The sequence below is a fragment of the Demequina phytophila genome (assembly GCF_000971135.1).
Taxonomy (GTDB): domain Bacteria; phylum Actinomycetota; class Actinomycetes; order Actinomycetales; family Demequinaceae; genus Demequina; species Demequina phytophila.
Genome location: NZ_BBLW01000002.1, coordinates 465,789 through 488,279 on the forward strand (window position 1 = coordinate 465,789; position 22,491 = coordinate 488,279).

Annotated in this window: 18 protein-coding genes; 5 read left to right on the top strand and 13 right to left on the bottom strand. The window is 66.1% G+C overall.

Going from position 1 to position 22,491, the window contains the following annotated elements:
• Nucleotides 1-289 precede the first annotated feature (289 nt).
• Complete coding sequence (locus AOM01_RS04900) at nucleotides 290-2,515, bottom strand: hypothetical protein (RefSeq protein ID WP_062289767.1); 2,226 nt, start codon at nucleotides 2,513-2,515, stop codon at nucleotides 290-292.
• A 14-nt stretch (nucleotides 2,516-2,529) separates the two neighbouring features.
• On the opposite strand from AOM01_RS04900, the gene AOM01_RS04905 reads away from it, so the two are divergent.
• The gene (locus tag AOM01_RS04905; RefSeq protein WP_062289770.1) at nucleotides 2,530-3,276 is read left to right on the top strand and encodes a YbjQ family protein; all 747 of its coding nucleotides are present in this window, start codon (nucleotides 2,530-2,532) and stop codon (nucleotides 3,274-3,276) included.
• A 184-nt stretch (nucleotides 3,277-3,460) separates the two neighbouring features.
• Here the strand turns inward: AOM01_RS04905 and AOM01_RS04910 are convergent, their stop codons facing one another.
• From AOM01_RS04910 to AOM01_RS04935, 6 genes are all read right to left on the bottom strand, one after another.
• Nucleotides 3,461-4,378 carry a tyrosine-type recombinase/integrase gene (locus AOM01_RS04910; protein WP_156155828.1) on the bottom strand — a complete coding sequence of 306 codons (918 nt, stop codon included), beginning with the start codon at nucleotides 4,376-4,378 and terminating at the stop codon, nucleotides 3,461-3,463.
• Nucleotides 4,379-4,409: 31 nt separating this feature from the next.
• Entirely contained in the window at nucleotides 4,410-5,312 is a 903-nt protein-coding gene (locus tag AOM01_RS04915; protein WP_062289777.1) for a DUF4192 family protein, read from the bottom strand.
• An 82-nt stretch (nucleotides 5,313-5,394) separates the two neighbouring features.
• Nucleotides 5,395-6,465, bottom strand: coding sequence for a DUF932 domain-containing protein (locus AOM01_RS04920; protein ID WP_062289780.1), 1,071 nt, complete (start codon nucleotides 6,463-6,465; stop codon nucleotides 5,395-5,397).
• A 78-nt stretch (nucleotides 6,466-6,543) separates the two neighbouring features.
• Nucleotides 6,544-6,843, bottom strand: coding sequence for a hypothetical protein (locus AOM01_RS04925; RefSeq protein ID WP_156155829.1), 300 nt, complete (start codon nucleotides 6,841-6,843; stop codon nucleotides 6,544-6,546).
• 618 nt (nucleotides 6,844-7,461) lie between these two features.
• Nucleotides 7,462-8,175: a hypothetical protein gene (locus AOM01_RS04930; protein WP_156155830.1), complete on the bottom strand. Its 714-nt coding sequence runs from the start codon at nucleotides 8,173-8,175 to the stop codon at nucleotides 7,462-7,464.
• 162 nt (nucleotides 8,176-8,337) lie between these two features.
• The gene (locus tag AOM01_RS04935; RefSeq protein ID WP_062289789.1) at nucleotides 8,338-8,886 is read right to left on the bottom strand and encodes a hypothetical protein; all 549 of its coding nucleotides are present in this window, start codon (nucleotides 8,884-8,886) and stop codon (nucleotides 8,338-8,340) included.
• A 326-nt stretch (nucleotides 8,887-9,212) separates the two neighbouring features.
• On the opposite strand from AOM01_RS04935, the gene AOM01_RS04940 reads away from it, so the two are divergent.
• From AOM01_RS04940 to AOM01_RS04950, 3 genes are all read left to right on the top strand, one after another.
• Nucleotides 9,213-9,614 (top strand): hypothetical protein, encoded by a 402-nt coding sequence (locus AOM01_RS04940; protein ID WP_156155831.1) that lies wholly within the window; start codon nucleotides 9,213-9,215, stop codon nucleotides 9,612-9,614.
• A 164-nt stretch (nucleotides 9,615-9,778) separates the two neighbouring features.
• On the top strand, nucleotides 9,779-10,024 hold the full coding sequence (locus AOM01_RS04945) for a hypothetical protein (protein WP_062289795.1): 246 nt from the start codon (nucleotides 9,779-9,781) through the stop codon (nucleotides 10,022-10,024).
• A 158-nt stretch (nucleotides 10,025-10,182) separates the two neighbouring features.
• The gene (locus AOM01_RS04950; protein WP_169746515.1) at nucleotides 10,183-11,394 is read left to right on the top strand and encodes a phospholipase D family protein; all 1,212 of its coding nucleotides are present in this window, start codon (nucleotides 10,183-10,185) and stop codon (nucleotides 11,392-11,394) included.
• Nucleotides 11,395-11,430: 36 nt separating this feature from the next.
• Here AOM01_RS04950 and AOM01_RS04955 read toward each other — a convergent pair whose 3' ends face one another.
• From AOM01_RS04955 to AOM01_RS04970, 4 genes are all read right to left on the bottom strand, one after another.
• Entirely contained in the window at nucleotides 11,431-12,582 is a 1,152-nt protein-coding gene (locus tag AOM01_RS04955) for a hypothetical protein (protein ID WP_062289800.1), read from the bottom strand.
• A 74-nt stretch (nucleotides 12,583-12,656) separates the two neighbouring features.
• Nucleotides 12,657-15,701: a type I restriction endonuclease subunit R gene (locus tag AOM01_RS04960; protein WP_062289801.1), complete on the bottom strand. Its 3,045-nt coding sequence runs from the start codon at nucleotides 15,699-15,701 to the stop codon at nucleotides 12,657-12,659.
• The gene (locus AOM01_RS14140) at nucleotides 15,698-16,954 is read right to left on the bottom strand and encodes a restriction endonuclease subunit S (protein ID WP_082109990.1); all 1,257 of its coding nucleotides are present in this window, start codon (nucleotides 16,952-16,954) and stop codon (nucleotides 15,698-15,700) included. The genes AOM01_RS04960 and AOM01_RS14140 overlap by 4 nt, the downstream gene beginning before the upstream one ends.
• Complete coding sequence (locus AOM01_RS04970) at nucleotides 16,951-18,519, bottom strand: type I restriction-modification system subunit M (RefSeq protein WP_062289805.1); 1,569 nt, start codon at nucleotides 18,517-18,519, stop codon at nucleotides 16,951-16,953. Before AOM01_RS04970 ends, AOM01_RS14140 begins: the two co-directional genes overlap by 4 nt.
• A 158-nt stretch (nucleotides 18,520-18,677) precedes the next feature.
• Here AOM01_RS04970 and AOM01_RS04975 point away from each other — a divergent pair, with 158 nt between their 5' ends.
• Complete coding sequence (locus tag AOM01_RS04975) at nucleotides 18,678-19,562, top strand: hypothetical protein (protein ID WP_156155833.1); 885 nt, start codon at nucleotides 18,678-18,680, stop codon at nucleotides 19,560-19,562.
• A 518-nt stretch (nucleotides 19,563-20,080) separates the two neighbouring features.
• Here AOM01_RS04975 and AOM01_RS04980 read toward each other — a convergent pair.
• Nucleotides 20,081-21,490, bottom strand: coding sequence for a DNA primase family protein (locus tag AOM01_RS04980; protein ID WP_062289811.1), 1,410 nt, complete (start codon nucleotides 21,488-21,490; stop codon nucleotides 20,081-20,083).
• Nucleotides 21,483-22,340 carry a bifunctional DNA primase/polymerase gene (locus AOM01_RS04985; protein ID WP_062289813.1) on the bottom strand — a complete coding sequence of 286 codons (858 nt, stop codon included), beginning with the start codon at nucleotides 22,338-22,340 and terminating at the stop codon, nucleotides 21,483-21,485. The genes AOM01_RS04980 and AOM01_RS04985 overlap by 8 nt, the downstream gene beginning before the upstream one ends.
• Between the last annotated feature and the right edge of the window lie 151 nt (nucleotides 22,341-22,491).

Below are 22,491 nucleotides of genomic sequence, written 5' to 3' on the forward strand. Positions count from 1 at the left end.
CCTCCCCTCGACGGGGAGACGGGCCTTCGCGATGAGCGCTACGGCCTAGCAGTCGTAGTAGAGCTCGAACTCCACGGACCTGACCTGTACCTGGCCTTGCTTGATGTACCTGGGATGTTGATTGGTGGGCATCGATGGTGAGCCACGCGTAGAGGTGATTCAAACATGTCCACTTTCATGTCCACCTCCCGAGGTCCGCGAAGGCGAAGGCACAGGGCGCGTTGCGGGTCATGCAAGGTCGACCGGGTGCGGAGTCGAGTCGTGCGCGCGGGTGACGTGGTGGCTGCGACTACGCTCGCGGCTTGCGAGCGTTCTGCGCTCTCATGTCGAGTCCCAGTTGCTCTCCTGCAAGGGCGATGTCGTTGGTCGCCCAACGTGCCGCGTAGTGTCGCAGCGCTGTCTTCGCCTGCGAAGGCGTCAGGCCCGACTCGTAGCGGCGGCGCACCTCCGCGTAGCGTTCGATCGCCTCGAACGCGTCGTAGCGCCACTCGGCCTCCGCGGCGGCGCGCGCGTGAGCGCTCAGCCAATCTCGGCCGACGTGCCCTGCGATACGCATCGCATCTTCGAGCAAGCCGGATGGGGTGGTGGGAAGTTCGCGACTCGACACCTTCGCAGATGCGCGCTGGGGGAAGGCGGCGGTGAGCGCGTCGCGAGTTGCCAGGTAACGCAGCTCCCTTTCCGCGCCTCCTGAGGTTGAGCGCTTCGCGCGATGCGCTTCATCCCAGTAGTCGTCGCGGATCTTGAGCAGATCCACCGCTGCGGCGGTGAGGTCTGCGAGTCCGCGCGGAAGTGTGACGCCGCGCTCTGCCTGGCGGACGGCGAAGTCTTCGACGTACTTGGGCAGGTCAGACAGCGGTGGGTGCGCGTACGGACCATTGACTGTGAACCACGGCGTCGCGACGTACTGCTGGAAGTAGCAGATGGTCGCTCGCGTCAGCAACGGGAACTGCGTGTCGTTGGACTCTGCGCCCGTGCGGGTTGTGGTCGGCCACAGTTGGTCGATCCGTGCCCTGAGCCAGTCTGGGAGCGCCGCAGCGCGCCACTTTCTCTCGGTCCAGAAGCCGCTTCGCATGAAGTGGAGGTGAGTCAGCAGCGATCCCGTGTCCCCTTGGTCGATGGGTCGGTCGCACAGCGCGGCCAGCCTCTCGCCGGCCCACGCGCCATATGCCTCAAGGGCCGCGAAGTGCTCTTCAAGAGAGGTGTGCGGCGTCGCGGGCACCGCGAAAGTTGGCGGCGGCGCAGGCGGGACGGCGTGAGCGTGGGCCGTTGCGGCGGCGTTGCCACCGACGTAGCGATGGAGCTCAGTGGAGCCGGTCTCGAACAGCAGGGCTGCCAGCGTTTCGGAGGTCTTTGGAACGAGCTTGACGAGGGGTACGGTGCCGTCTTTGCGGGCGTTCTTGCTGTATCGATCGAAAAACGGTTGTGCGGCGAGAGCCAGCGCTCGCTGTCCAAGGTTGTCGGCTGTGTGTGCCCAGGAACGTACCCAGTCGGCTCGTAGCCGTACGAACTCAGCGTCGGGTAGGTCGGGGTCTACGAGAGTGCGGATCGGTTCCCGGTCAATCCCGAGGAAGTCGGCCGCGGTGACCGCCTCCGCGAGCGCACGTGCAGCGCCGGTGGGCGTGGCTGGTCCCATGCCTGCGCGGACCCGAAGGGGTTGGGTGAGGGCGCGCATGGCGGGCGCAACTACTTCGGTGAGTACCAGGTCGGCAGGCTTGCCTGCGAAGGCTCTCTCGCCCGTATCGCGCAGGCCTTCGTGTATCTGGCTTGCGCTCAACGACGTCCAAGCGTGCGCGGTCCACGCGCCGAGCGCCTCGAAGTCGTCGCTTTGGCTGGGGAGCTTGTCCACAGGCATCGAGGCCTGGGCGAGATACCAAGCGAACTCCGCGTGACGCTTGACGATCTGAGGAAGGCGCAGCGGATCTCGCGCGATCCTTCTGGGTGCGCTCTTCGACCACTCGACACGGCCACCGAGGTGTCTGTTCGCGATAGCGACTGCGGGCTTGAGCGCGTCGATGTAGCGGCACGTCGGGTGCGAGCGCGTATAGCCCTCGCCATCGAGTTCGAAGAAGGGCTCGCCGGTCAACGCGCACCCCATGAAGGCGCGGGCAACTTCGGTGAGTGGTTGGTGTGCCGACCACCACTCCAACCGCGCGGGTGCGGGTTCTTCGGTGCCACGCCAGTCCACCTTCGTCGAAGCTGCCCGTAGCAACACATCGAGGTCGCCACCGATCGGCTGCTCGGGACTCGGCCGAAAGGCGAGAAGTTCCGGCACGGGCAAGTTGCGGGCGAGTTCAAGGTGTCCGTCGCGCGCCGCAATGGTCCAACGCGCAGCGTTCAGAGTGCGCGTGTCGATGTCTGCCTGAAGCTCGGCCGTCCAGCGTCTGTCGAACGAGTCCAGCACCTCCCACCCGTCAGCGCCGAGCGCCTGAGCCAGGGCTTGGAGTGCGTCGTCCTGCGCGTCGTCGTCGATGTCCATCGCGCGCTTGTAGCGGCGGTAGGCCTCGTCCGCGTCCATAGATGGGGACTGTAGTGCGTCGCGCTTTTCGCCACGCGACGCTCGCCGAAGCGCGCGCAGGCCCAGGGAGCGCGCTCGACATCGCGAACACGTCGTGCGACGAGTTCTTCCAGAACTCGACACGGCGCGCCTTGGTCTCGCCGTGCAGCAGCCCGGCCATCCTGGTGGATGTGATCATCACCACCACCGCCAACGTCGAAGGTTCCGTGATCGTCGAGTACATGCGACCGATCGCCGTCCACATCGTCGAAGGCACGGACTTCGTCAGCGACGCCATCGCGGGCTTCTCCGATGCGTTCGGCGGGCGGTCGAAGACGTACGAGGCCGCGCTGGCGCGCATGCATGCAACTGCGACAGCCGAGGTTGAGGCCCGAGCCACCGCGGTCGGCGCGACTGGCGTGGTGGGCCTGCGGTACGACCTCGACTCCGTGTCGGGCAAGGGCATGCAGATCTTCGTCCTGAACGTCACCGGAACTCCGGTCGTCCTGCGGACCCCTGACGAGGTGGCTGCGGCGTCCGCTGACGCCAAGCGGCGGGAGCAAGCGCGTGTGGATGCCGAGAAGGAGCGTCGCGAGCGCATCGCCGCGACCGGTGACTCGCTTGCGGACTTCCTTTCCGATCCGGCACTCGCCGCGGAGGCGCGGGAAGTGCTGCGCCTGTACGGGCGGAGCGTGCTCGTGGGCTTCCTTGCACGGCGGCGTGACGAGCTTGGCCTACCGCCGCTGGAGCTCGACGTCGACAGCCTGCCGGCCACGATCTGACCGCTGTCCCTCGGCTTTGGTGCTTGGATCAAGGCCGTCTCGCCTGCCTGGCGCATGGCCGACGTCGGACAGCGCGCGCGCAGGGTCATCGTGTGAGGTCGAGCGAGAACGGCGCACTTGGCCCCGACGCACGAAAAGCCTGCCTGGCCCGGTCTCGCCGAGGGCGAGACCGGGCCGTGAGCGATCAAGCAGCGCCGTCGAGCGCGTGAGCGTAGGTGTCGAGCGTCGTGCTGGCTCTTGCGTGGCCGAGCCGTCGTTGCACCGTGAGGATGTCACAGCCGTCTGCGATCAGCCGGGATGCGTACCAGTGACGCAGGTCGTGCACGCGTAGCCCGTCTGCGAGATCGCACCCGGTTCGCTGGTGGGTCCAGACGCGGTTGATGCTGCCCGGATGGAGGGGATGATCGTCCAAGGTGCCTGCAACGAAACCAGGGCCTTTTCGTGACACGGGTGCGAGCACCGCAGCCAGCTCAGGTGCGATCGGGATGGTGCGGTAGGAGTCGTACTTGGGGGCGACAACCTGCGACCCGCCGCCGGGAGTGAGTTGGATCTGGCGGCGTACCGCGAGCCGTCCGGCGTCGAGGTCTACGTCGTCCCAGGTGAGGGCGCGGGCTTCTCCCAACCTGAGTCCGGCGTAGGCGCACAGCGCGAACAGGCGGTCGTACGGCGGCGGGCTGCTACGCACGAGGCGGTCGACCTGGGTAGCCGTGGGCATGGCCGTGGTGGTGGCTCGGGTAGTCGCCCGAGGCAGGCGCACCCCGACGGCGGGGTTGGCGGGGATGAGGCCGTCGCGCACGGCCGAGTAGAGCACAGCACGGACGTTGGAGACGCGGGTGCGGATGGTGGCGGGGGCGAGGCCCTCGTCGTGCATGGTCCGCACCCAGGTCTCGATGTCGGCGTGCGTGATCGCCGTCAGCGCAGTGTGCCGGTGGGGGAAGGTGCGGGCGGTGAGGTCGATCGCGCGGGTGGACTGCGGAGTCCAGATCTGGCGGGCGGCGTAGACGCTGTAGTAGTCGGCGAAGGTGATGCCGCGGCGTCGCGGGGCTCGGGGGTGTCGTGGCGTACGCATGGTGAGTCCTGTCGTGTTGGTGGCGTCGGCCAAGCGGAAGGTGCCTGGCCGACGCCGGTGGGGTTCAGCGGATGCGGGTGGCCCAGCCGGGCTGGATGGCGTGGTCGAACGTGTAGCCGAGCAGGTGGGCGAGCCGGTAGCCGTCGTCGGACTCGAGGGCGAAGTCGAGGTGGCGGATCGCCCTGGAGGTCTCGCCTCGCCACCAGCTGATGAGGGTCAGCAGCGTCCGCGCCGGGGCGTGCGTCTCCACGGGCAGGGCGGCGACGATCTGGCTCAGCAGCGCCTCGTGGGCGTCGACCCGGGTGCCGGGCCGCTCGCCCGTGACGGGGTCGATGATCAGCCCCAACGCGCGCCCCGCCTGTTCCTCGGTGGGGCCGCCGGTCTCTGCGGGCTTGAGCGTCAGTCCGGTCAGGTGGACGATGACGGCGTCACGCAGGTGCACGTTCGTCAGGCAGGCTGCGGCTGCGCCGATCATGCCGGCGGGGAGGTAGCGACCCGTGCGAGCGCGCTCCAACGCACGCAGGTAGTCCGCCAGATCCGGGGTAGCGCTTTCGAAGGCTCGCTGTGCGCGTGCCTGGAAGGCGGCATGCGCGGGCGTGATGACGGCGAGATCGCTCTGACGGATGCCGGAGGGTGTCTCGTCGATGAGCACCGTGGTGGTGCGGCCGATGTGCGTGGCCAGTAGGGCGTCGGTGAGGGCGTGGTCGACCTCGGTGAGTTCGCTGGCGTCGCGCTCGGTCCAGTACGACACCGTCACGTCGTAGGCGTCGGCGTCGGCGAACGCAGCGGCGGCGCGAACGAGCACCTCGTGGTGGGGTTCGGCGAGGAGGGGTTCGAGGTCGATGCGGGCGATCGGCCCGGCTCGGTGGGTGGGGGTGATGACGAGGCTGTCCTCGGGGCAGTAGCCGAGTGAGCAGATCGTGCTCTCGCGCAGCGTCGTGCTGGCGGTGTGCTGGGTGGTGGACATGAGGGTGTTCCTTTCTGGGCATGCGAGAAGCCCCGCCGCGCCTTCCGTGGAGAAGGAGCGACGGGGCCGGATCTGGGAGCTGTCAGGCGGTGGCGAGCACTCGGGTGAGCGTCGCGTAGGCGGCGTGGTCGACGGTGTCGAAGTCGCCGGTGACGGTGCGCAGCTGGTTGCGCTCGGCGCGGGATGCGCCGCGGACGGGTCGAGCGTGGTGCTCGTAGGTGTTGACGGCCTGGAGGACGCCGTGGGCGGTGCCGCGCCACGGGGTCACCCGCAGGTCGGTCGCCCACAGCTGGGCGAGGGTGTCGCGCTTGGTGGTCGCCAGCGTGAGCGCCCTGCCAGCAAGCGGCGTGCCCTTGCTGTCGATGCGCGGCACCCAGGCGTCCAGGAAGCGCCCGTAGGCGGCTTCGGAGACGGGGGTGGCGCACAGGTGCGCCACCTGCTCTTGGAACGCGTCAGCGGTGCTGTAGACGAGCGCCAGCGCATCGCGGGCGGTCGCGAGCTTCAGCCCCGAGTGGCGGGAGTGGCGCACCCGGAAGGTGGGGCTGTCCTCACCGAGGGCGACGGCCCGCGTGTTGTCGCAGACCGTGTCGGTCACCGTTCGCTTGTAGGTCGTCGCGAGCGATCCGTCGAACGTCGTCGTCGCCAGCAGGTTGGGGAGGAACTTGACTCCTTCGGGCGTCGTGATCGAGTCCGGGACCGACACCTCGACCCACGCGACCGCGCCGTCCCTGAGAAGCCCTGCCGAGCTGATCGACAGGTCGTCATCAAGGATGCTCGCGACGGTCTCGAGCAGCCACCGTCGGTAGGGGTGGGGCTCGTACGCGTCGGTGAAGATCCCCATGACGTGGCCGTCGGTGCGGTCGGAGCGGACGATGGCCTGCAGGCCATCAACGGTGACCCAGCGGACGGGATGTCCGTCAGCGTCCAGATGCGTCATGGTCGCGATGTCGGCTGGCCGTTCCAGCGCGATCGGACGGGACTGGGCATCCCAGTCGAACAGCCGGCGCGCGACGTCGGCGACGGGGATCGCACCCGGGTAGTGGTTCGACTCGGCCCCTTGGAGATCAGCCCGGTAGTGCCAGGCCGTCCCCCGCGCGTCGGTGTGACCGATCAAGGTCTGGGTGTTGAGGGTGGCGAGCGTTTCCTTGCTCATGATCGTGCTCCTTCACTTGGGCATGAGAAAGCCCCCGTGCCTGGGCGGCGACGGGGGCGAGGTTTACGGGGTTGGGGATCAGAAGGTGGGGCCGAGCTCGGGGCCCTCATCGAGCGTCGAGGCGGCGAGCTCCACCAGGCGTGCGAGAGCCGTGATGAGCCACAGCACGGCTGCACGGGGACCGCGCAGCAGCGCGGCGATGAGACCCTCGAGGACCTCACGGATGACATGTGCGCGGAACTGCGGGCTCGTCTTCCATTGCTCACGCGTGGCGCGAACCATGACGCGAGCGTCGTGGCCCAGCCGTCTGAGCTCGGTGCGGGCGGTCGCGAGCCACCGGGCGGCGATCGTGAACAGCTCGTCCTGAGAGATCGACATGAACATCCTCCAGACATGCAAAAAACCCGGCCGCATCAGCGGACCGGGCTTGAAATGGGGAGTCAACCGCCTCGCGAGAGGGACGGCGTGCATCGGGCACACCTCCGGTCAACACCTCCATTTTACCACCTGGTAAGAGAAGTGATACTCCAATGAGTCGAATATGCCTCTTAGATGAGTCGACAAGTTGTATCTCCAATGGCACATCAATGAGTCAACAACGGCTTCGACGCTCGCCGAGGGTGAGCGGAGCGAACGATCGTCGAGACTGACCACGGCGTCGGTGTCAGCCCTCGTCGAGAAGATGCCGCTGTGACGGCAGAGCAACTCGTCTACTACGCGGCGGCTCGAGCGGGAGCGACAGCGGTCATCGAGCGCGAGAGTGGGTCCATCGTGGCGTGGATCGTCCGCGACGGGGACATGGTCCGAGCCCAGCGCGGTACCTGGAGATCTGAACCGGTCGAGACCGTGCCGCAGGCGATCCGTGCGGTGGCGAACCGACCGCGACCAAGAGACTCCAGCTCAGCGACATCGGGTGAGCCGAGGGGCGTGCATGGGTTGTGATGCGGCATGCGGCACGTACACGTCTACGTGACCGCGGCCTCGACCCGCCGGAGATCAGTAGTCGGTCGCGCCGCCAGCGCCGATCCAGTTCGCCGCCTTGCCGGTGACGCGAAAGGCTCCTTCCTTCCACTTGAAGAACACCTGGGCGACGCCCTCCTTTGCGTTGGGCACGGGCCAGTCGACGCGCATGCCTCTCTCGTGCGAGTCCGTCCACTCGTGGGTGATGCGACCGCTGGTGTCGGCGATGCCCCGCACCCGGGTGAGAGTCATGCCCCGGGTGATGGTGCGGAACTCGGTCTTGGTCATCTTGTTCGCGGGCTGCCACGGGGACGTCGCCCATTCGGCGTACTTGTCGGCAGCTCGCCAGACGCCGTTGGCCTTGCTGAAGTTGAGCACAACAACGCCGTTCTTCGTCGTCGTCGCGTGCCACATGCGTTGCTGGTAGGTCTTCCCATCCTCGAGGGTGACGAGTTGGCTCGTTCCCTTGGCGTCGAACTTCTTCTGCACGGAGGCGAGTGAGTCACCCAGGTGGACCGCTGCGTACTCGGCGCGGTCGACTTTGTAGGTGTTGTCCGCTTGCGCGGAGGTCGCGCCGCCGAGCGCGATCACGATCGCAGCGACAGCGGCGGCGAGTGTTGTCCTGTTCATGATTGTTCGCAGCCCCCCTGGGCGGTTGATGTGATCGAGGTGCCCGCCGGGGACGCGGGAGAGCCCGCTTGCGTGCGTCGGTGCGTGCGGCACCGGCGACGAGCGGGTTTTCAGCGTCACGCGCCGCCGAGCACGGCGCGTGCTGCTACTTCGGAACGTACGCGCACGGTTTCGCTTCTGCAACGGCAGAGCTTCGGAGCGAGCGAGCTGGTGGCAGCGAGGTGCGCACGGACGCCACCCCGCCACGCGGCGAGGAGTCGGGCGCGATCCGGTGGAAGTCGCTCAGACGCCGCGCGCCTCGCCGCCGAGCTCGTCGGCGATCTGCGGGGCGATCTCGGCCGAGTTCGCGATGCCGTCGCTGGAGTTCAGCGAAAGCGCGTTGTTGCCCCAGGCCACGTGGATGCCGCCGAACTGGTCGCTGAGGTCCTGCCACTCGGCGAGAGTGTCGGCGTCAGGGAAGACAAGGATGCCGGCGTCGTAGCCGTTGATCGTGATGTCGAAGTTCGCCTTGGCTCCCGACAGGCCCACCTCGGTGCGCACGGGCTCGCTGTGCTTGATGCCGAGCTCATCGAGAGCCGTCACGACATCCTGCACCGCTGCCTGGATCTCCGACACCGGTGCCTCGGTCGTCTCAGACTCCGCAGGACTCGGGCTCTCCACCGGCTCGGAGGTCTCCGAAGTCGCGGACTCGACCGGCGCGGCTGTCGCGGCTGTCGCGGTGTCGCTGGCCGCGGGCGACGCTTCGTCGCCCCCGTCGCTGCTGCAGCCGGCGAGCACTCCGACGCTCACGAGTGCGACGACGGTGCCAGCGGCGATGGTGCGGATGTTCATGCGATGTCCCCTCAGCGGTGTTCCCCCTTCGCGCACGCTACCGGCTCCCGCAGGCGCGGCGCTGTGGCCTTGGTCTCACCTGGCACGGCAGCGGGTCGGATGCGCGGTCGGGGTGCGACGACTTGGGAGGTAATTTGTGGCTGCCCTTGAACACGTGCGTGCGGATGCGCAGTGCATCGAATGGGCGGCCGGTGTACCGACACGCCCGCGCGATCTGCGGGTCTCCTGGCGCATCCCTGGGCATCGTGGGAGTAGAGCGTTTCGAAGGGGGCGGTCGAATGGACTCGCAGGTGCCAGGGCCGAGACGTAGCACCGGGCGCGACTGGGTGAGCATCGTCATCTCGATCGCAGCACTCTGCGTCGCTCTTGGTGTTGGAGCCGCACAAGTGTTCACGGCCTGGGCCATCCCTTCCATCATGACGGGTTCGACGAACGGCGTGGCGATGAGCGGCACTTGTCTTGAGTGGGCGCGCTTCGTTGAGGACGAGCAGGCCTCCGACCGCTGGGGTGACCTTAGTGATGCGGAGATCGACGCGCGCATCGACCGCCTCGGCGAGGTGGCCTACTCGCGCATCAGCGTCATGACAAATGAGTCGCTCAGCTTCGACGAGGAGCCGCTCGTTGACGCTCCTCTCATGTCGATCGGTGTAGTTTGCGGCAGCGCCGGCGAGTACCGAAAGGCGCGGAGCTCTCGGGAGCCATTGGTTTTGCCTCTGCCGGACCGGTAGTCCGCACGCTGCACCACATCGCCCGCCGTGTCGGCGTTGTGCCTCTCGCCAGGGTTCCAGCGGACGCCGGGTCATGCCCCGTGCCTGCCCGCCACCCTCGAGGCACTGTCAGTGGGTGCCCGTACCGTCGGGCCTCCATTCCTGAACAGATCTGGAGGCGTCTCATGTCCACCGTCCGTTACCCGGTCCTCGTGTCCGTTCCGGTGAACCTCTGCTTCGAGCGCGACAGCGACCTCGGCGACATCGTGGCGAAGCTCAAGGAGCAGGACCTGCGTGACTGGCTCGCCGGCACGGCCGAGTCGCTCTTGCGCGAGATCGTCAAGGCCGATGGCAACGGTGGCCTGATGTGGATCGAGCCCCAGGCGCACGTCACGGTGCCGCGGTCTCCGGGCGAAGGCGGGCTGTGCTGACCGCGCAACCCCGCCCAGCGGGAGTCGCCGGTAGTTCACTACTGTCGAGGGTGACCGGGTAGCACACGAACGGCCACGTAGGAGAGGTGAACGCGATGCCGCGCATGCCGGCGGACAGCTTCCTCGCCTCGAGTGTCGCTTCCCTATGGGGCGCGCGCGTGCGCAGTGCCAAGCAGTCGATCGCGGTCTACACGCCGTACTTCGACCACTTCCTCGTGAGACTGCTTCAAGAGGCCGCGATCCCGCCAAGTCAGATCACCGTGGTGACCGACCTGAGCCCCCGCTCTGGCAACCGCGAGTACGGGCCGCAGTTGCGTGCCGCGCTCGACCTGGCGCGGTGGGGTGTGGACCTGCGATCACTCGACCGGCTCCATGCCAAGGTCCTCGTCGTCGATCGCAGCCGTGTCACCGTGGGATCGCAGAACTTCACGTCGTACGCACGACGCAGCCGCGAGACCACCGTTGTGCCGCGTGCGAACCTCGCGGGTTCGGACTTCCTCGCCACTCTCAAGGAGTGGGAGCACGTCTCGGTCCGCATCGAACCTGGCTTCCTCGAGAAACTGATCGGCGACCTCGCTCCGATCATCGAGAAGGCGGAAGGGATCGCCGACGAGCTCGATGCCGCGTTCGACCGCCTTCGCGACGGCGAGCAGGTTGTGCGGGAGGCGCGTGAGCGTGCGGCCTCGACGCAGCCGCGAGGCGCGCAGCTCCGAGTGGCACACGAGGTGGTGCCTGCGCGGGTCGAATGGCTGGAGTACGCGGGTTACAGCACGCTCATGGCGGACCGTCGGTCGCGCCTGGACGAGTGGACTCTCAGCGACACGGGAGCGACGGTCACCCTCGACAAGCTTCGGATGTACCCGCTGATCAGCCGGCCCTCCGGGCGACTCGCGTACGCGCGCGTGGCAAAGACACGGATCACCTACCTACGGTTCGGCCTTGACCGAAGCGCTGATCCCGTAGAGATCGGCGGCGTCAACTACAAGGCGGACATCACGCTGCGTGACGGAAACATGTACAGGGATCGGGCGAACGTCTACATCGCGTTGGTACCTGAACCAGACCTCGAGGACTGGTCCGGCTCGGTGAGCATCCTGTTCGACGGCACCTCTGCGGAGCCCGTCGGGGTGAACGAGTACGGCGCGAAGTCCGCCGCAGGTGATCACGCGGAGCGCCTCCGTGGAGCGCTCGAAACCAGTGCCACCGTGGACCGCCTCATGGATCTCGTCCTCGAGGAGTTCACCTACGCGGAGCTGGGCGTCGACGAGCACAACGCCGAGGAGGTCTTCGGTTCGGGCAAGGTGGAGCTCACGCTCATCATGTACCGCGAGCATCCGATCCTGATTGCAACCCCGGCATCGGCGGAGTGAACACCGCAGACGTGTAACGAAAAGCCTGCAAACTCGTCATGGCGGTGGGGCCGCTGACCCGCTTGCGAGGCTCACGAGTTCCTCGTGCGCGTCGCCAGGGCGACGGTAGAGCGCCGCACCTTTCGGGACCTTGGCGCCAGCGCGATGCAGGTAACTGATGGTCTTCTTCTCTCCCACGACGATGTCGCAGTAGGCCGCGGCGTACGACAGGTACACCATGTCGTTGAGATCGTTGGCCTCCCACTTGTCGTCGGCGTTCGACACTCGCAGATGCACAAGTTCCCGAAGCCGTGAGAGCCCAGGTGCAGCCGCGATCGTCGCTTCAGCGCCTTCGTTGTACCAGTGGTCGAACTGTTCTGGTGTCTGGCCTGCTTCGATAGCCGCCGCCGGAAGGTCGTCGCCGAGGTCGGACAGGAACCGCACCTTGGTGAGCTCGCGCAGATGCCTTCGCGCAATGGGCGTCCTTCGCACGTGTTGGGCGAGCGCCGACAATGACTGGGCCCACGCCTGAGCAAACTCCGTACCCGGGGGCTGCGCTTTGACGTCCGTCAGCACCGCGACCTGAGCTGTCGCCCACGCGAGCCGGCCGATGAGGCCCGCCAGTTCTGGAGGGAAGCCGAATGGCGCTTGCGGCATCTTGACGCGGTCGAGCGAGATGCTGGGGTCGAGTCCCACGACGTCAGTTCGTTCGAGGGGCTCACCGCCGAACATCGCTCGGAGTTCACCCCGACGCAAGGCCTCTGCATCCCGCAGTTGCCACCCGCTTGAGTACGTCAGCATGGTCGACGCGAGGTCGACCCGGCTCCGTCCACCACGGCGGGCGGTCTCGGTGAGGTGGGCGGCCGACAGCGGTGTCACGGCAGCTCCCGTGCCGACTGCGGTCGCGAGGGCGTCGAAGAAGCGTGCCGACTGTGCGTCGATGCTCGTGGGGTCGTTGCGCCATCGTGCGAAGCCGACCCAATGGTTCTGGTCGAGGTATACCACTACGAGCGGCGTCGGCGTGAGTGTCGTCCCAACGTTGACGGAGATCACGGAGCCCGCGGCAGTGATGTCCATCCGCGACTCGTGTACGAGGAAGGCCGCTCGGGTGATGTGACCGTAGGACCTGAGCGGCACGCCTGGGTAGTTGACCGATCGTCCATCGGTCGTCTCGATCGTGAGGCCGCCTGACTCGAAGTTCACAGCCATGCGTGCGATCCCGTGGAGAGGGTGTGACGACGGCAACTGAGGGCCATGGGCGGGCGTAACCATGGTCGTGAGGCCTACGAGTCCCGAGGGTCGCTGGCGAGTCCAAGGAACCGTTCGAAGAACGCCTCGAGCCGCCCGAGCACTCGTTGTTTCTTGTCGCCGTGGTCACCGCCGGGGGAGAAGCGCGACACGGGCGGCAGGATGCGGGTGATCGCGGTGCCGGTCTTGGCGATCGCTCCGTCGCGGAAAGCAGCGGCGATGAAGTCGGCGGTCTCGTCAGGGCGGAGGCCTTCGTCGCCGATGATCGCTTCGAGCTCAGCCTGCCGCCGGGCCGCGATGAAGGCCCGCCATTCGGCGTCGAGTTCGCCGTCGGTGGTGACGGAGTCGACGAAGTCTTCGATGAGGTCCTTCTTGTTGCGAAGCGAGGGGGAGGAGTCGATGGCGCGGGAGATCTCGGCGCGGATCTCCTTGTCCTCGCCATCGCCGTGGGTGTCGCGGAAGCGCCCCACGAGCATGAGGATGTAGTCGACGTTGATCTCGACCTGCTTGATCAACTCGATCTCGAAGACGACGTCGTCGAGGATCGACTCCTTGTCGGCGTCGCGCTCCTTGCGGAACTCAGCGTGCAGGTCCAGGTACAGGCTCTTGTAGTCCTGCTGCTGGCGTGGGGAGAGGATCTCGTGGCCGGAGAAGTCGTCGAACGACGTGAGGATGTTCTGCAACCTCAGGATCACGCCGAATAGCTCGATGAACGTCTTCTGGGCGGTCTCACTGATGATCGCCGTGCCGAGCGGGAACTGGTCGAGGAGTTCGGTGACCTTCTCGGCGTAGTTGGCGTAGTACTCGCGGTAGGGCTTGAGCAGCACGATGCCGCCGGCGTCCTTGTTGCCGAACAGCGAGATCGCGTCGTTGGTGGCGTCCTCAAGGTCGCGGAAAGACACGATGTTGCCGTACGTCTTGACGGAGTTGAGGATGCGGTTGGTGCGCGAGTAGGCCTGGATGAGGCCGTGGGAGCGGAGGTTCTTGTCCACGAACAGGGTGTTCATGGTGGTGGCGTCGAAGCCGGTGAGGAACATGTTGACCACGATGACCAGGTCGATCTCGCGGCTCTTCATCCGCAGCGACAGGTCCTTGTAGTAGCTCTCGAACTGCTTGCCCGAGGTGTCGAACGACATGCCGAACATGTCGTTGTAGTCCTGGATCGCGTCCTCGAGGAAGTCGCGTGAGCTCTTGTCCAGGCCGTCGGTGTCGAAGCCTTCCTCGGACAGCGCGCCGTCCTCGACGGCCTCGTTCGCGCCGTAGGAGAAGATCAGCCCGACCTTGAGCCTTCGGTCTGACGGCAGGCCGTACTGGGCGGTGGTGAAGGCGTTGTAGTAGATCTTCGCGGCCTCGATCGACGCGGTCGCGAACAGCGCGTTGAAGCCCCGCACGCGCTTCTCGCCGAGCGTGTAGGCGCGGTCGCGCTTGGTCTTCTGATCGAAGTGCTCCAGCGTGTACTCGACGACCTTGGACACTCGCTCCTTGGACAGCAGCGCCTTTTCGGTGTCGATGGCGGTGACCTGCTTGTCGGTGACGTTGCCTACGCGGACTGTGTTGACGTAGTCGATGCGGAACGGCAGCACGTTCTTGTCGGTGATCGCGTCGACGATCGTGTACGTGTGCAGCTTCGCCCCGAACGCCTGCTCGGTGGTCTTGAGCTGAACGTTGCCGCCCGACGACGAGTTCTCGGCAAAGATCGGGGTGCCGGTGAAGCCGAACAGGTTGTAGCGCTTGAACGCCTTCGTGATCGCGGTGTGCATGTCACCGAACTGGGAGCGGTGGCACTCGTCGAAGATCAGCACCACGTGGCCGGAGTAGATTGCGTGGCCCTTGTTAGCGGCGATGAAAGTCGACAGCTTCTGGATCGTGGTGATGATGATCTTCGCGCCCGGGTCTTCGAGCTGCTTCTTCAGCACCGCGGTGGACTGGTTGGAGTTCGCCGCACCCTTCTCGAAGCGGTCGTACTCGCGCATCGTCTGGTAGTCGAGATCCTTGCGGTCCACCACGAACAGCACCTTTTCGACCGACGCCATCCGGGAGGCCAGCTGGGCGGTCTTGAAGGAGGTGAGGGTCTTGCCGGAGCCGGTGGTGTGCCACACGTAGCCGCCCGCTTCGACCGTGCCGAGCTGGCGATGGTTGGTGGCGATGTCGATCTTGTTCAAGATCCGCTCGGTCGCGACGATCTGGTACGGCCGCATCACCAGCAGCAGCCGGTCCGCGGTCAGCACGCAGTACTTCGTCAGGACGTTGAGCAGCGTGTGCTTGGCGAAGAACGTCTTCGTGAACGCCGTGAGGTCCTGGATGGGTCGGTTGGTCGCATCGGCCCACCAGGAGGTGAACTCGAACGAGTTCGACGTCTTCCGCGTGCCCTTGGAACCCGAGGCTTCGGACAGGTGCTGGCGGCGGGTCGTGTTCGAGTAGTACTTCGTCAGCGTGCCGTTGGAGATCACGAACAGCTGCACGTACTCGAACAGGCCCGAGCCGGTCCAAAACGAGTCGCGCTGGTAGCGGTCGATCTGGTTGAACGCCTCACGGATGTCCACACCGCGCCGCTTGAGCTCGACATGCACCACCGGCAGCCCGTTAACGAGGATCGTGACGTCGTAGCGGTTGGCGTGCTTCGCGCCGCCCTCGCCTGCGCCGACCTCGTACTGGTTGATCACCTGCAGCCGGTTGTTGTGCACGTGCTGCTTGTCGATCAGCCGGACGTTCTTGCTCGAGCCATCGTCGCGCTTGAGGACCTGGACGTGGTTCTCCTGCAGGCGCACTGTCTTGTCGACGATGCCTTCGTTCGCAGCGGAGATGCTCGTTGTGAAGAACCGCTGCCACTCCGCATCCGTGAAGACGACGTCGTTGAGCGCCTCGAGCTGGGTGCGGACGTTCGCCACCAGATCGGCCTCGGTGGTGATGTGGAGGCGTTCGTACGCCTGTGACTGCAGTAGGCGGAGCAGTTCGTTCTCGAGCTCCGACTCCGACTGGTACGACGATGCCGTCGCCGGGTCCGGCGTGTACTCGGCCACCACCGTTGACTCGCTCGACACCGCGATCGTGTCGAAGTGACGCGCGGGTGCCTCGCTCATTGCCCGAGCTCCTTGAACGTCAACAGCCGATCCCGGTAGTGCTCGTACTGTGTGCGGCGCTGGGCGCGTTCGGTCGCAACGGCTTCATGCAGCCCAATCTGCTTGGCGTCGAAGTCTTCGAGCTTCGATGCAAGCTCCAATTGCCGAGCCAAAGACGGTAGTTGAAACGCGAACGAGCCGATCTGCGCGCCACTGATGTGCGGCACCGTGTTGCCGGTCGCCACGGCCAGTACATGCCGCGTGAAGGCTGGGGAAGAGATGAGCGCGCCGAGAAACTGCTGAGAGAGAGTCGCCGTGCGCGGGCGGAGCCGAGCGACGCGCTGGACCAGCAGAGCCGGACCGACTTGGTCCGTGATCCGCGCCCACTTCAGGCCCGCAGGGACCCACGGGCGGTCCATTGCGAGTACCACGTCGCCTGGCAGGAGCTCGTACCGTTCCAGCCCGTCGTTCGGCGCGCGATGCCATCGCTTGAACGGTCGTTCGTTCAGCTTGCCTTGCCCGATGTTGTCGCCGCGAAGCAGTGCCACGTCGGCGGTGTCGTTGGAAAACTCGTTGCTCTTGAAGGCGAAGCCTGAGATGACTTCGGCGACGTCGGCGAGCCGGACCACTTGGCCCGCCTCGCGCGTGGGCCGGAGGATCGCATCTCGGTAGTAGTCGTGCTGTTGTCGGCGCGCGTCCACCTCCGACTGCAACTCCACCTCCAGGTCCGCCTCCAGTTCCGTGAAGGTGTCGAGGATGCGCACGATCTCCCGCTGCACCTCGAGCGGCGGGACCGGGACCTTGTACGACCTGATCATGGCGAGGTTGAGTCCCCCTCGCGTCCCGTCGCCAGACGACAGATCACGGAGACGCGAGTACTGAGTGCGAAGGAAGTGAAAGAGAAAGTCGCCGTCGAGAGCCTCGTCCGGGACGATCGCCGCGAGCGACTGATTGGTGCAGCACTCAAGTCTTGTACGGGCCACCGTGCCACGTGTCTTGCCCTGTCCCGCAAGCGCCATGACGACCGCCCCAGGCGGGATCATCTTGGTACTGCAGGAGTCGTAGCCAGACTGCGATATCAGCGTGTCCGCCTGGTAGATCGTTTCCTTATTGACCTCGCCGGAGCTCAACCAGGGGATCGTGCCATCGACCCAGTATGCGGTCACAGACTTGGACGGAGTCGCACCCGACGACACGGCGGCGACCTCGCCGATGGACGCGAATCGCACGCCGCTTGGGCACTGCTTCGCGATCAGGTCGTCGATACGGCTCACTGTGCGCCTTCGAGGTCGGCGACGATGGCGTCGATGGCGGTGCGGAGCTCGGCCTGGCGGGCGACGATGCGGGCGATCTCGGCGTTGAGCTCGGCGATGTCGACGACCTCGCGGGTGTCCTCGGCCTCGACGTAGGAGGAGACGGCGATGTTGTAGTCGTTGGCGGCGATCGCATCGTTCGCGACGACCTTGGAGAAGTGGTCGACGTCCTCGCGCGCGGTGAACGCGTCAAGAATGGCCGCGCGGTGTGCCTCGTCGAGCTTGTTCTTGTTGCCCGAGCGGACGAACTGCGCGGACGCGTCGATGAAGAGGACGGCGTTGTCGGTCTTGGACTTCTTGAGCACGATGATGCAGGTCGCGATGCCGGTGCCGAAGAACAGGTCCGGGGGAAGCTGGATGACGGCGTCGACGTAGTTGTTGTCAACGAGGTACTGGCGGATCTTCTTCTCCGCGCCCCCGCGATACAAAACCCCAGGAAACTCGACGATCGCGGCTGTGCCGTCGACGGCGAGCCACGACAGCATGTGCATCGTGAAGGCGAGGTCGGCCTTGGACTTCGGTGCCAGGACGCCGGCGGGGGAGTAGCGCGGATCGTTGATCAGCAGGGGGTTCGCATCCCCGTCCCACTTGATGGAGTAGGGCGGGTTGGACACGATCGCCTCGAACGGTTCGTCGTCCCAGTGAGCCGGGTCGATGAGGGTGTCGCCATGAGCCAAGTTGAACTTCTCGTAGTTCACGTCGTGCAGGAACATGTTGATCCGCGCGAGGTTGTAGGTGGTCAGGTTGATCTCCTGACCGTAGAAGCCCTGGCGGACGTTGTCCTTGCCCAGCACCTTCGCGAACTTCAGCAGCAGCGAGCCCGACCCGCAGGCGGGGTCGTAGACCTTGTTCACGCTCGTCTTGCCGACCACCGTGATGCGGGCCAGCAACTCGGAGACCTCCTGCGGCGTGTAGTACTCGCCGCCGGACTTACCCGCGTTGGCGGCGTACATCTGCATCAAGTACTCGTACGCGTCGCCGAAGAGGTCGATCGCGTTGTCCTGGAAGTCACCCAACGGCAGGTCGCCGATCGCGTCCAACAGCTTGGCGAGCTTCTCGTTGCGCTTCGACACGGTCGGGCCGAGCTTCGAGCTGTTCACGTCGAGATCGTCAAAGAGGCCCTTGAGGTCGTCCTCGCTGTCGGTGCCTGTCGCGGAGCCTTCGATGTGGGCGAACACCCGCTCGAGCGTCTCGTTGAGGTTCTCATCGCCCGCGGCATGCTTGCGGACGTTGACGAACAGCTCCGAGGGCAGGATGTAGAAGCCCTTCTCGGCGACGGTCTCGGCGCGACCGAACTCGGCATGCTCGTCGGGAAGTTCCGCGTAGTCGAAGTCGGGGCTGCCGGCGTCGTGTTCGCCCTTGTTGATATAGGCGGTGAGGTTCTCCGACACGTACCGGAAGAACAGCATGCCGAGCACGTACGTCTTGAAGTCCCATCCGTCCACTGACCCGCGCAGGTCGTTGGCGATGCGCCAGATGGTCTTGTGCAGCTCAGCGCGTTGCGCCTGGCTCGTCGTCGGGGTCACCGTCGTCTCCTGCTCATGCGAAGCCGGACACGTTCGTCCGGGGGTCTGCGACCACCGTAGTCGCGCCCGGTAACACACGGGCGACGCCACGCGCCAACCGGCGATGAACGTTCGTTTGCTCTGGTAATGGGCACACCGTTGCCGTACTCTCGGTCGCCATGGGCGATCGGTTTCCTGGCGAACCCTGCGTGTTGTGCGCAGGCGTAAACCATGGCGTCGGCGAGCACGTGTGGCCTGCGTGGTTCCTTGGGGAGTTCACTCAGGAGGGGCCGTTCACTCCGCACAAGAACGATGTGCCGCTGGTACGACGGGACGGTTCGGCCGCGACGGCGCCGTCGCTGCAGGGACTCCACGTCCCGATGTGCGAAGCGTGCAACAACGCACTCAGCAAGTTCATCGAGTTGCCTGCGAAGGCGGTCGTCAGGCGTCTGTTGTCGGTGACCGGCAACTCGCCATTGCCCGACCTCTCGCCAGCGGAGATCGCCGGAGTCGTCCCCTGGCTCCTGAAGGTCGGACTCCTGATGCGCCATCCGCTCGCTCAACACGATGAGCCTGTCATGCGTCCTCACCAGGACAGCGGCGCGCTCGCGCCGTTCTACCCGGGTTGGACGTCCTGGATGAACCAGGGCATCGCGCCACCAGCCGACTTCTCGGTGTTCGTGTCGCGAAGGTCCCTCGTCCGTGAGGCCGACTTCGATGGTGCGCGGCAAGGCATCGTGGTGCCACATGTCATCGTTGACGGCGTAGACCTCCGTTTCATGACCGCGGGGTTCGGGTTCCGAGGACTCGACGTGACGATCGTCTGGCACCCCGGGTGGGCCATTGAGCACCCACTCGTCACGGCTGGGCGTGCGGCGCGCCTTTGGCCATCGGTTATGGGGCCGCAGCTCTCACAGCTTCCTGTCGTGCACCCTGGCGAGTTCCGGTTCATCGATGCAGGCGGACCTATGTGCGCGAGCTCTGCACAGTTCAAGGCCATGACGGTTTTGCCGTTGAGCGTAGACCGCGACCCCGTCGCGGCGTTCTTCGGGATGGGAACCTGACGCCCAACAAGTCGCGCGCACCCGGCGCGGCCGATGGGCTGTGCCGGCCCGCCGTGATGGTTCGGCGCCCGCGCAATCGGGGACATCCCGGGGACATGACGACAGAAACGGCTGTGATCCAGCGCGATGTCGCTTCGTCGTCGCATCGTTCGAAGTCCCAGGTAAACGATCAGTACTGAGGCTTGCTGTGAGCGCTCGTCGTCAGGCCGAAACGCGCCCGACTCCAACAAGGGGTCGCAGGTTCACGGCCATCGGAAGTCGCCGCGGGAACTGAGAACCCACTTGGAAGAAGGATGCCCGGAGAGCTCCGCCGAGACGACCCCCACGTGCGCGGGGAGACCTCTGGTTTGGCAGCTGCGAGGCGCTCGAACCGGGGAACCGGTCAACTCACGTTCGGCGGGACCGTGTGCGGCCGCCGCCGGGGCATGGCGGGGAACCCCAGACCGGGTTCGTTGGTTGCCGCGCGACGCGAACGGGGAACCCGAAGGTACCGAGTCGGAGGGTCGAGCGCCGCGCACCTACTCGTACTCGTGGTCGTAGGTCATCTCGCGAAGGCGGATGCCGCGTACGCCCTTCGCCTTCCTACCGTCCAGCCCCTGGCCCTGCGCTTCTGCGATGACGCCAGCAGCCATGAGTGACGCGATGGACTCGGTACTCCGCCACCGGGACATGAACGTGCGCACGTTCATTCTCTGGTGGCCCTGGGGTTCGAGCCACTTGTTGAAGCGCTCAGCGAGTCGCGCGCTCGCTACGAAGTTGCCCTCGTCGAGCTCGATCTCTTCTTCGAAGAACTGGCCGATCAGGTCAGCGTCGTCGCGCCACGAAGCGGTTGCGAGGCGGACCTCTTCGGGCACCTCACGAAAGGCCTCGGGGTCGTTGTAGTAGCGAACCGCGCCCTCTATGAGCCAGGCGAGAACCGCGGGGTCTCGGATCTGGAGCGCCGTCTTGAGTGTGTCGTCGCGCGGGCGCTCGTTGGTACCCGCTGTCGGGACGGAAACGTAGCGGAAGGGGAAGGGGATCATCACGAGACGACGCCACGTACCGGCGTCGGTCTCCGCGATCTGGGGCATGTAGTTGGTCGTGACGATGAGCGCATGGGTGGCGTCGAACTGGACGGAGTCGCGCCGGATCAGTCGCGCGCTGATCCGGGACGTGCCAACCGTGGCCTTGAGCCGCTGCACGTTGAGGTAGCGGCCTTCCGGAAGCTCCTCCAAGATCCCGAGCCGCAGGCCCCGCAGTTCCATGAGTTCGGTGGGATGGTCGCCGGGGCTTGCGAGTAGCACGCGATGGGGAAGGGCCTTCGCGTAGTCGCCGAGCGCCGTCTGCAGTCCGGTGACAAAGAGCGACTTGCCGTTCTCGCCGCCTCCTTGCAGGAAAAGGATGCGGTCGTCCGGTGGCGTTTCACCGGTGATCGCCTGCCCCAGCCGAAGTTGCATCCACTGCAGAGTCTGCTCGGTCATCGCAGCAGTGGCGGCCGCCCATGCGGGCGACGTCGCGCCCGGCTCGAATGGAGCCGAGGCGCACAGCAGGAACCGGTCCGACGGTTGATGCTGCCGAAGCTCCCCGGTGCGCAGGTCTACGACTCCGTTGGGGCAGTTGAGATCGGCTGGGTTCTGATCGAAGTCTCCGAGTTCGACGGTGAGCGCGCCCGCGAGCGGGCGCATCACGCTCTCCGCTTTCCTCGTCTGTCGGAGCAGTTTCACGCTTCTTGGCGAAGGCCGTGGTAGCGCGTCGTCCTGCGCAAGTTCGGCGGCGATCTCTTCGAGGCGGCGCATGACGACATGCAGCATCTGTCGGTCGTTGATGGGCTTCCACACCCCGCGTTTGCCGTGGCGTAGCCAACCCAACGCGCCTGTGTACGCGTAGTGGTCGCGCATCTCCGACGCGACGCGCCTGACGAGTTCAGCGTCGTCGGTGGGGTCAGTCACGTGTGCCTCCAAACTTGCGGATGGCACCCTCGATGCCGTCTCGCCACTGAGTTCTTGGGTCGCCCGAACGGTGTTCGGATGAGTGCCATCGCTCGCTGATGACGCTGAGCGCCTCGGGGACCCCGCCGTGACCCTCGGCAGCCAGCTGAACCAGGTGGGCCTGTGCCCTTAGCATCCAGTCGTGGCCCGAGAACGCGGTCGCCGGCACGGCAGACACGTACCGGACAACCTCGGGCGACGGGGTTGACCCCGCGTGCTGTGCCAACCAGTCGCCGATGCCGGCGCCATAAGCTGCGCTGACGCCGGTTGGCGCCGGGCCGTGCAGCGCGGCCGTGAGGCGTGCCTGGACTTCGGCAACAGGTGGCAGTTCGTACATGGCGACGACGTAGCCCCCGCGGCCCTTTCGGTCGACGCCCGGGTAGAGGGCGTTTCTGCTGGAGACGCTCCCACGAAACCAGCAGTGCACGCCCCGCCCGGACAGAGATCTGCGCTGGGGGGCAGAGGCGGGAAGGTGGACCCCTGCGTCGACAAGGGACGCGTAGCCGTTCGGCTTCCCCGGGTGACGATCGATGTCGATGCAGACGCGTTCCACGGGCCCCGGTGCGATAGCGACGACTGCATCGGGGTAGTCGAGCGCCCACCAGGCCGTAATAGTCTCGATGTCGGTGCTGGCCCGCTCTTCCCATTGGGTGAAGCCTCGGTAGGGACGCTTGGCGCTATCGCCCGCGCTCAGAGGCTGCACCGGGAACACGGGCCATCCGCCGCGGGCGTGCCGAAGCGCGTACTCGAGCGCGGATCGCGGCGGCGCGAGCTGCTGTTCGCCGCCCGGCTGCGGCACAGTGGTGCTCACCCCACACCACCCAGTGCTGACCCTGCTGAGCGCGTGCGGAAGGCGCGCGGGTGGTTGCGCGGATCGGGGTTGCCCTGATCGAGATGGTGCCGGGTCGCGCGCCGCGAGGTGTTCTGGGCGCGCGACAACGCGGTCTGACAGTGCATGAGGG

What these genes read in the sequence shown, in the direction of transcription:
- AOM01_RS04900 (WP_062289767.1), bottom strand. Translation starts at nt 2,515, where the DNA reads ATGGACGCGGACGAGGCCTACCGCCGCTACAAGCGCGCGATGGACATC.
- AOM01_RS04915 (WP_062289777.1), bottom strand. Translation starts at nt 5,312, where the DNA reads ATGTCCACCACCCAGCACACCGCCAGCACGACGCTGCGCGAGAGCACG.
- AOM01_RS04920 (WP_062289780.1), bottom strand. Translation starts at nt 6,465, where the DNA reads ATGAGCAAGGAAACGCTCGCCACCCTCAACACCCAGACCTTGATCGGT.
- AOM01_RS04925 (WP_156155829.1), bottom strand. Translation starts at nt 6,843, where the DNA reads ATGTCGATCTCTCAGGACGAGCTGTTCACGATCGCCGCCCGGTGGCTC.
- AOM01_RS04935 (WP_062289789.1), bottom strand. Translation starts at nt 8,886, where the DNA reads ATGAACATCCGCACCATCGCCGCTGGCACCGTCGTCGCACTCGTGAGC.
- AOM01_RS04945 (WP_062289795.1), top strand. Translation starts at nt 9,779, where the DNA reads ATGTCCACCGTCCGTTACCCGGTCCTCGTGTCCGTTCCGGTGAACCTC.
- AOM01_RS04955 (WP_062289800.1), bottom strand. Translation starts at nt 12,582, where the DNA reads ATGGCTGTGAACTTCGAGTCAGGCGGCCTCACGATCGAGACGACCGAT.
- AOM01_RS04960 (WP_062289801.1), bottom strand. Translation starts at nt 15,701, where the DNA reads ATGAGCGAGGCACCCGCGCGTCACTTCGACACGATCGCGGTGTCGAGC.
- AOM01_RS04975 (WP_156155833.1), top strand. Translation starts at nt 18,678, where the DNA reads ATGGGCGATCGGTTTCCTGGCGAACCCTGCGTGTTGTGCGCAGGCGTA.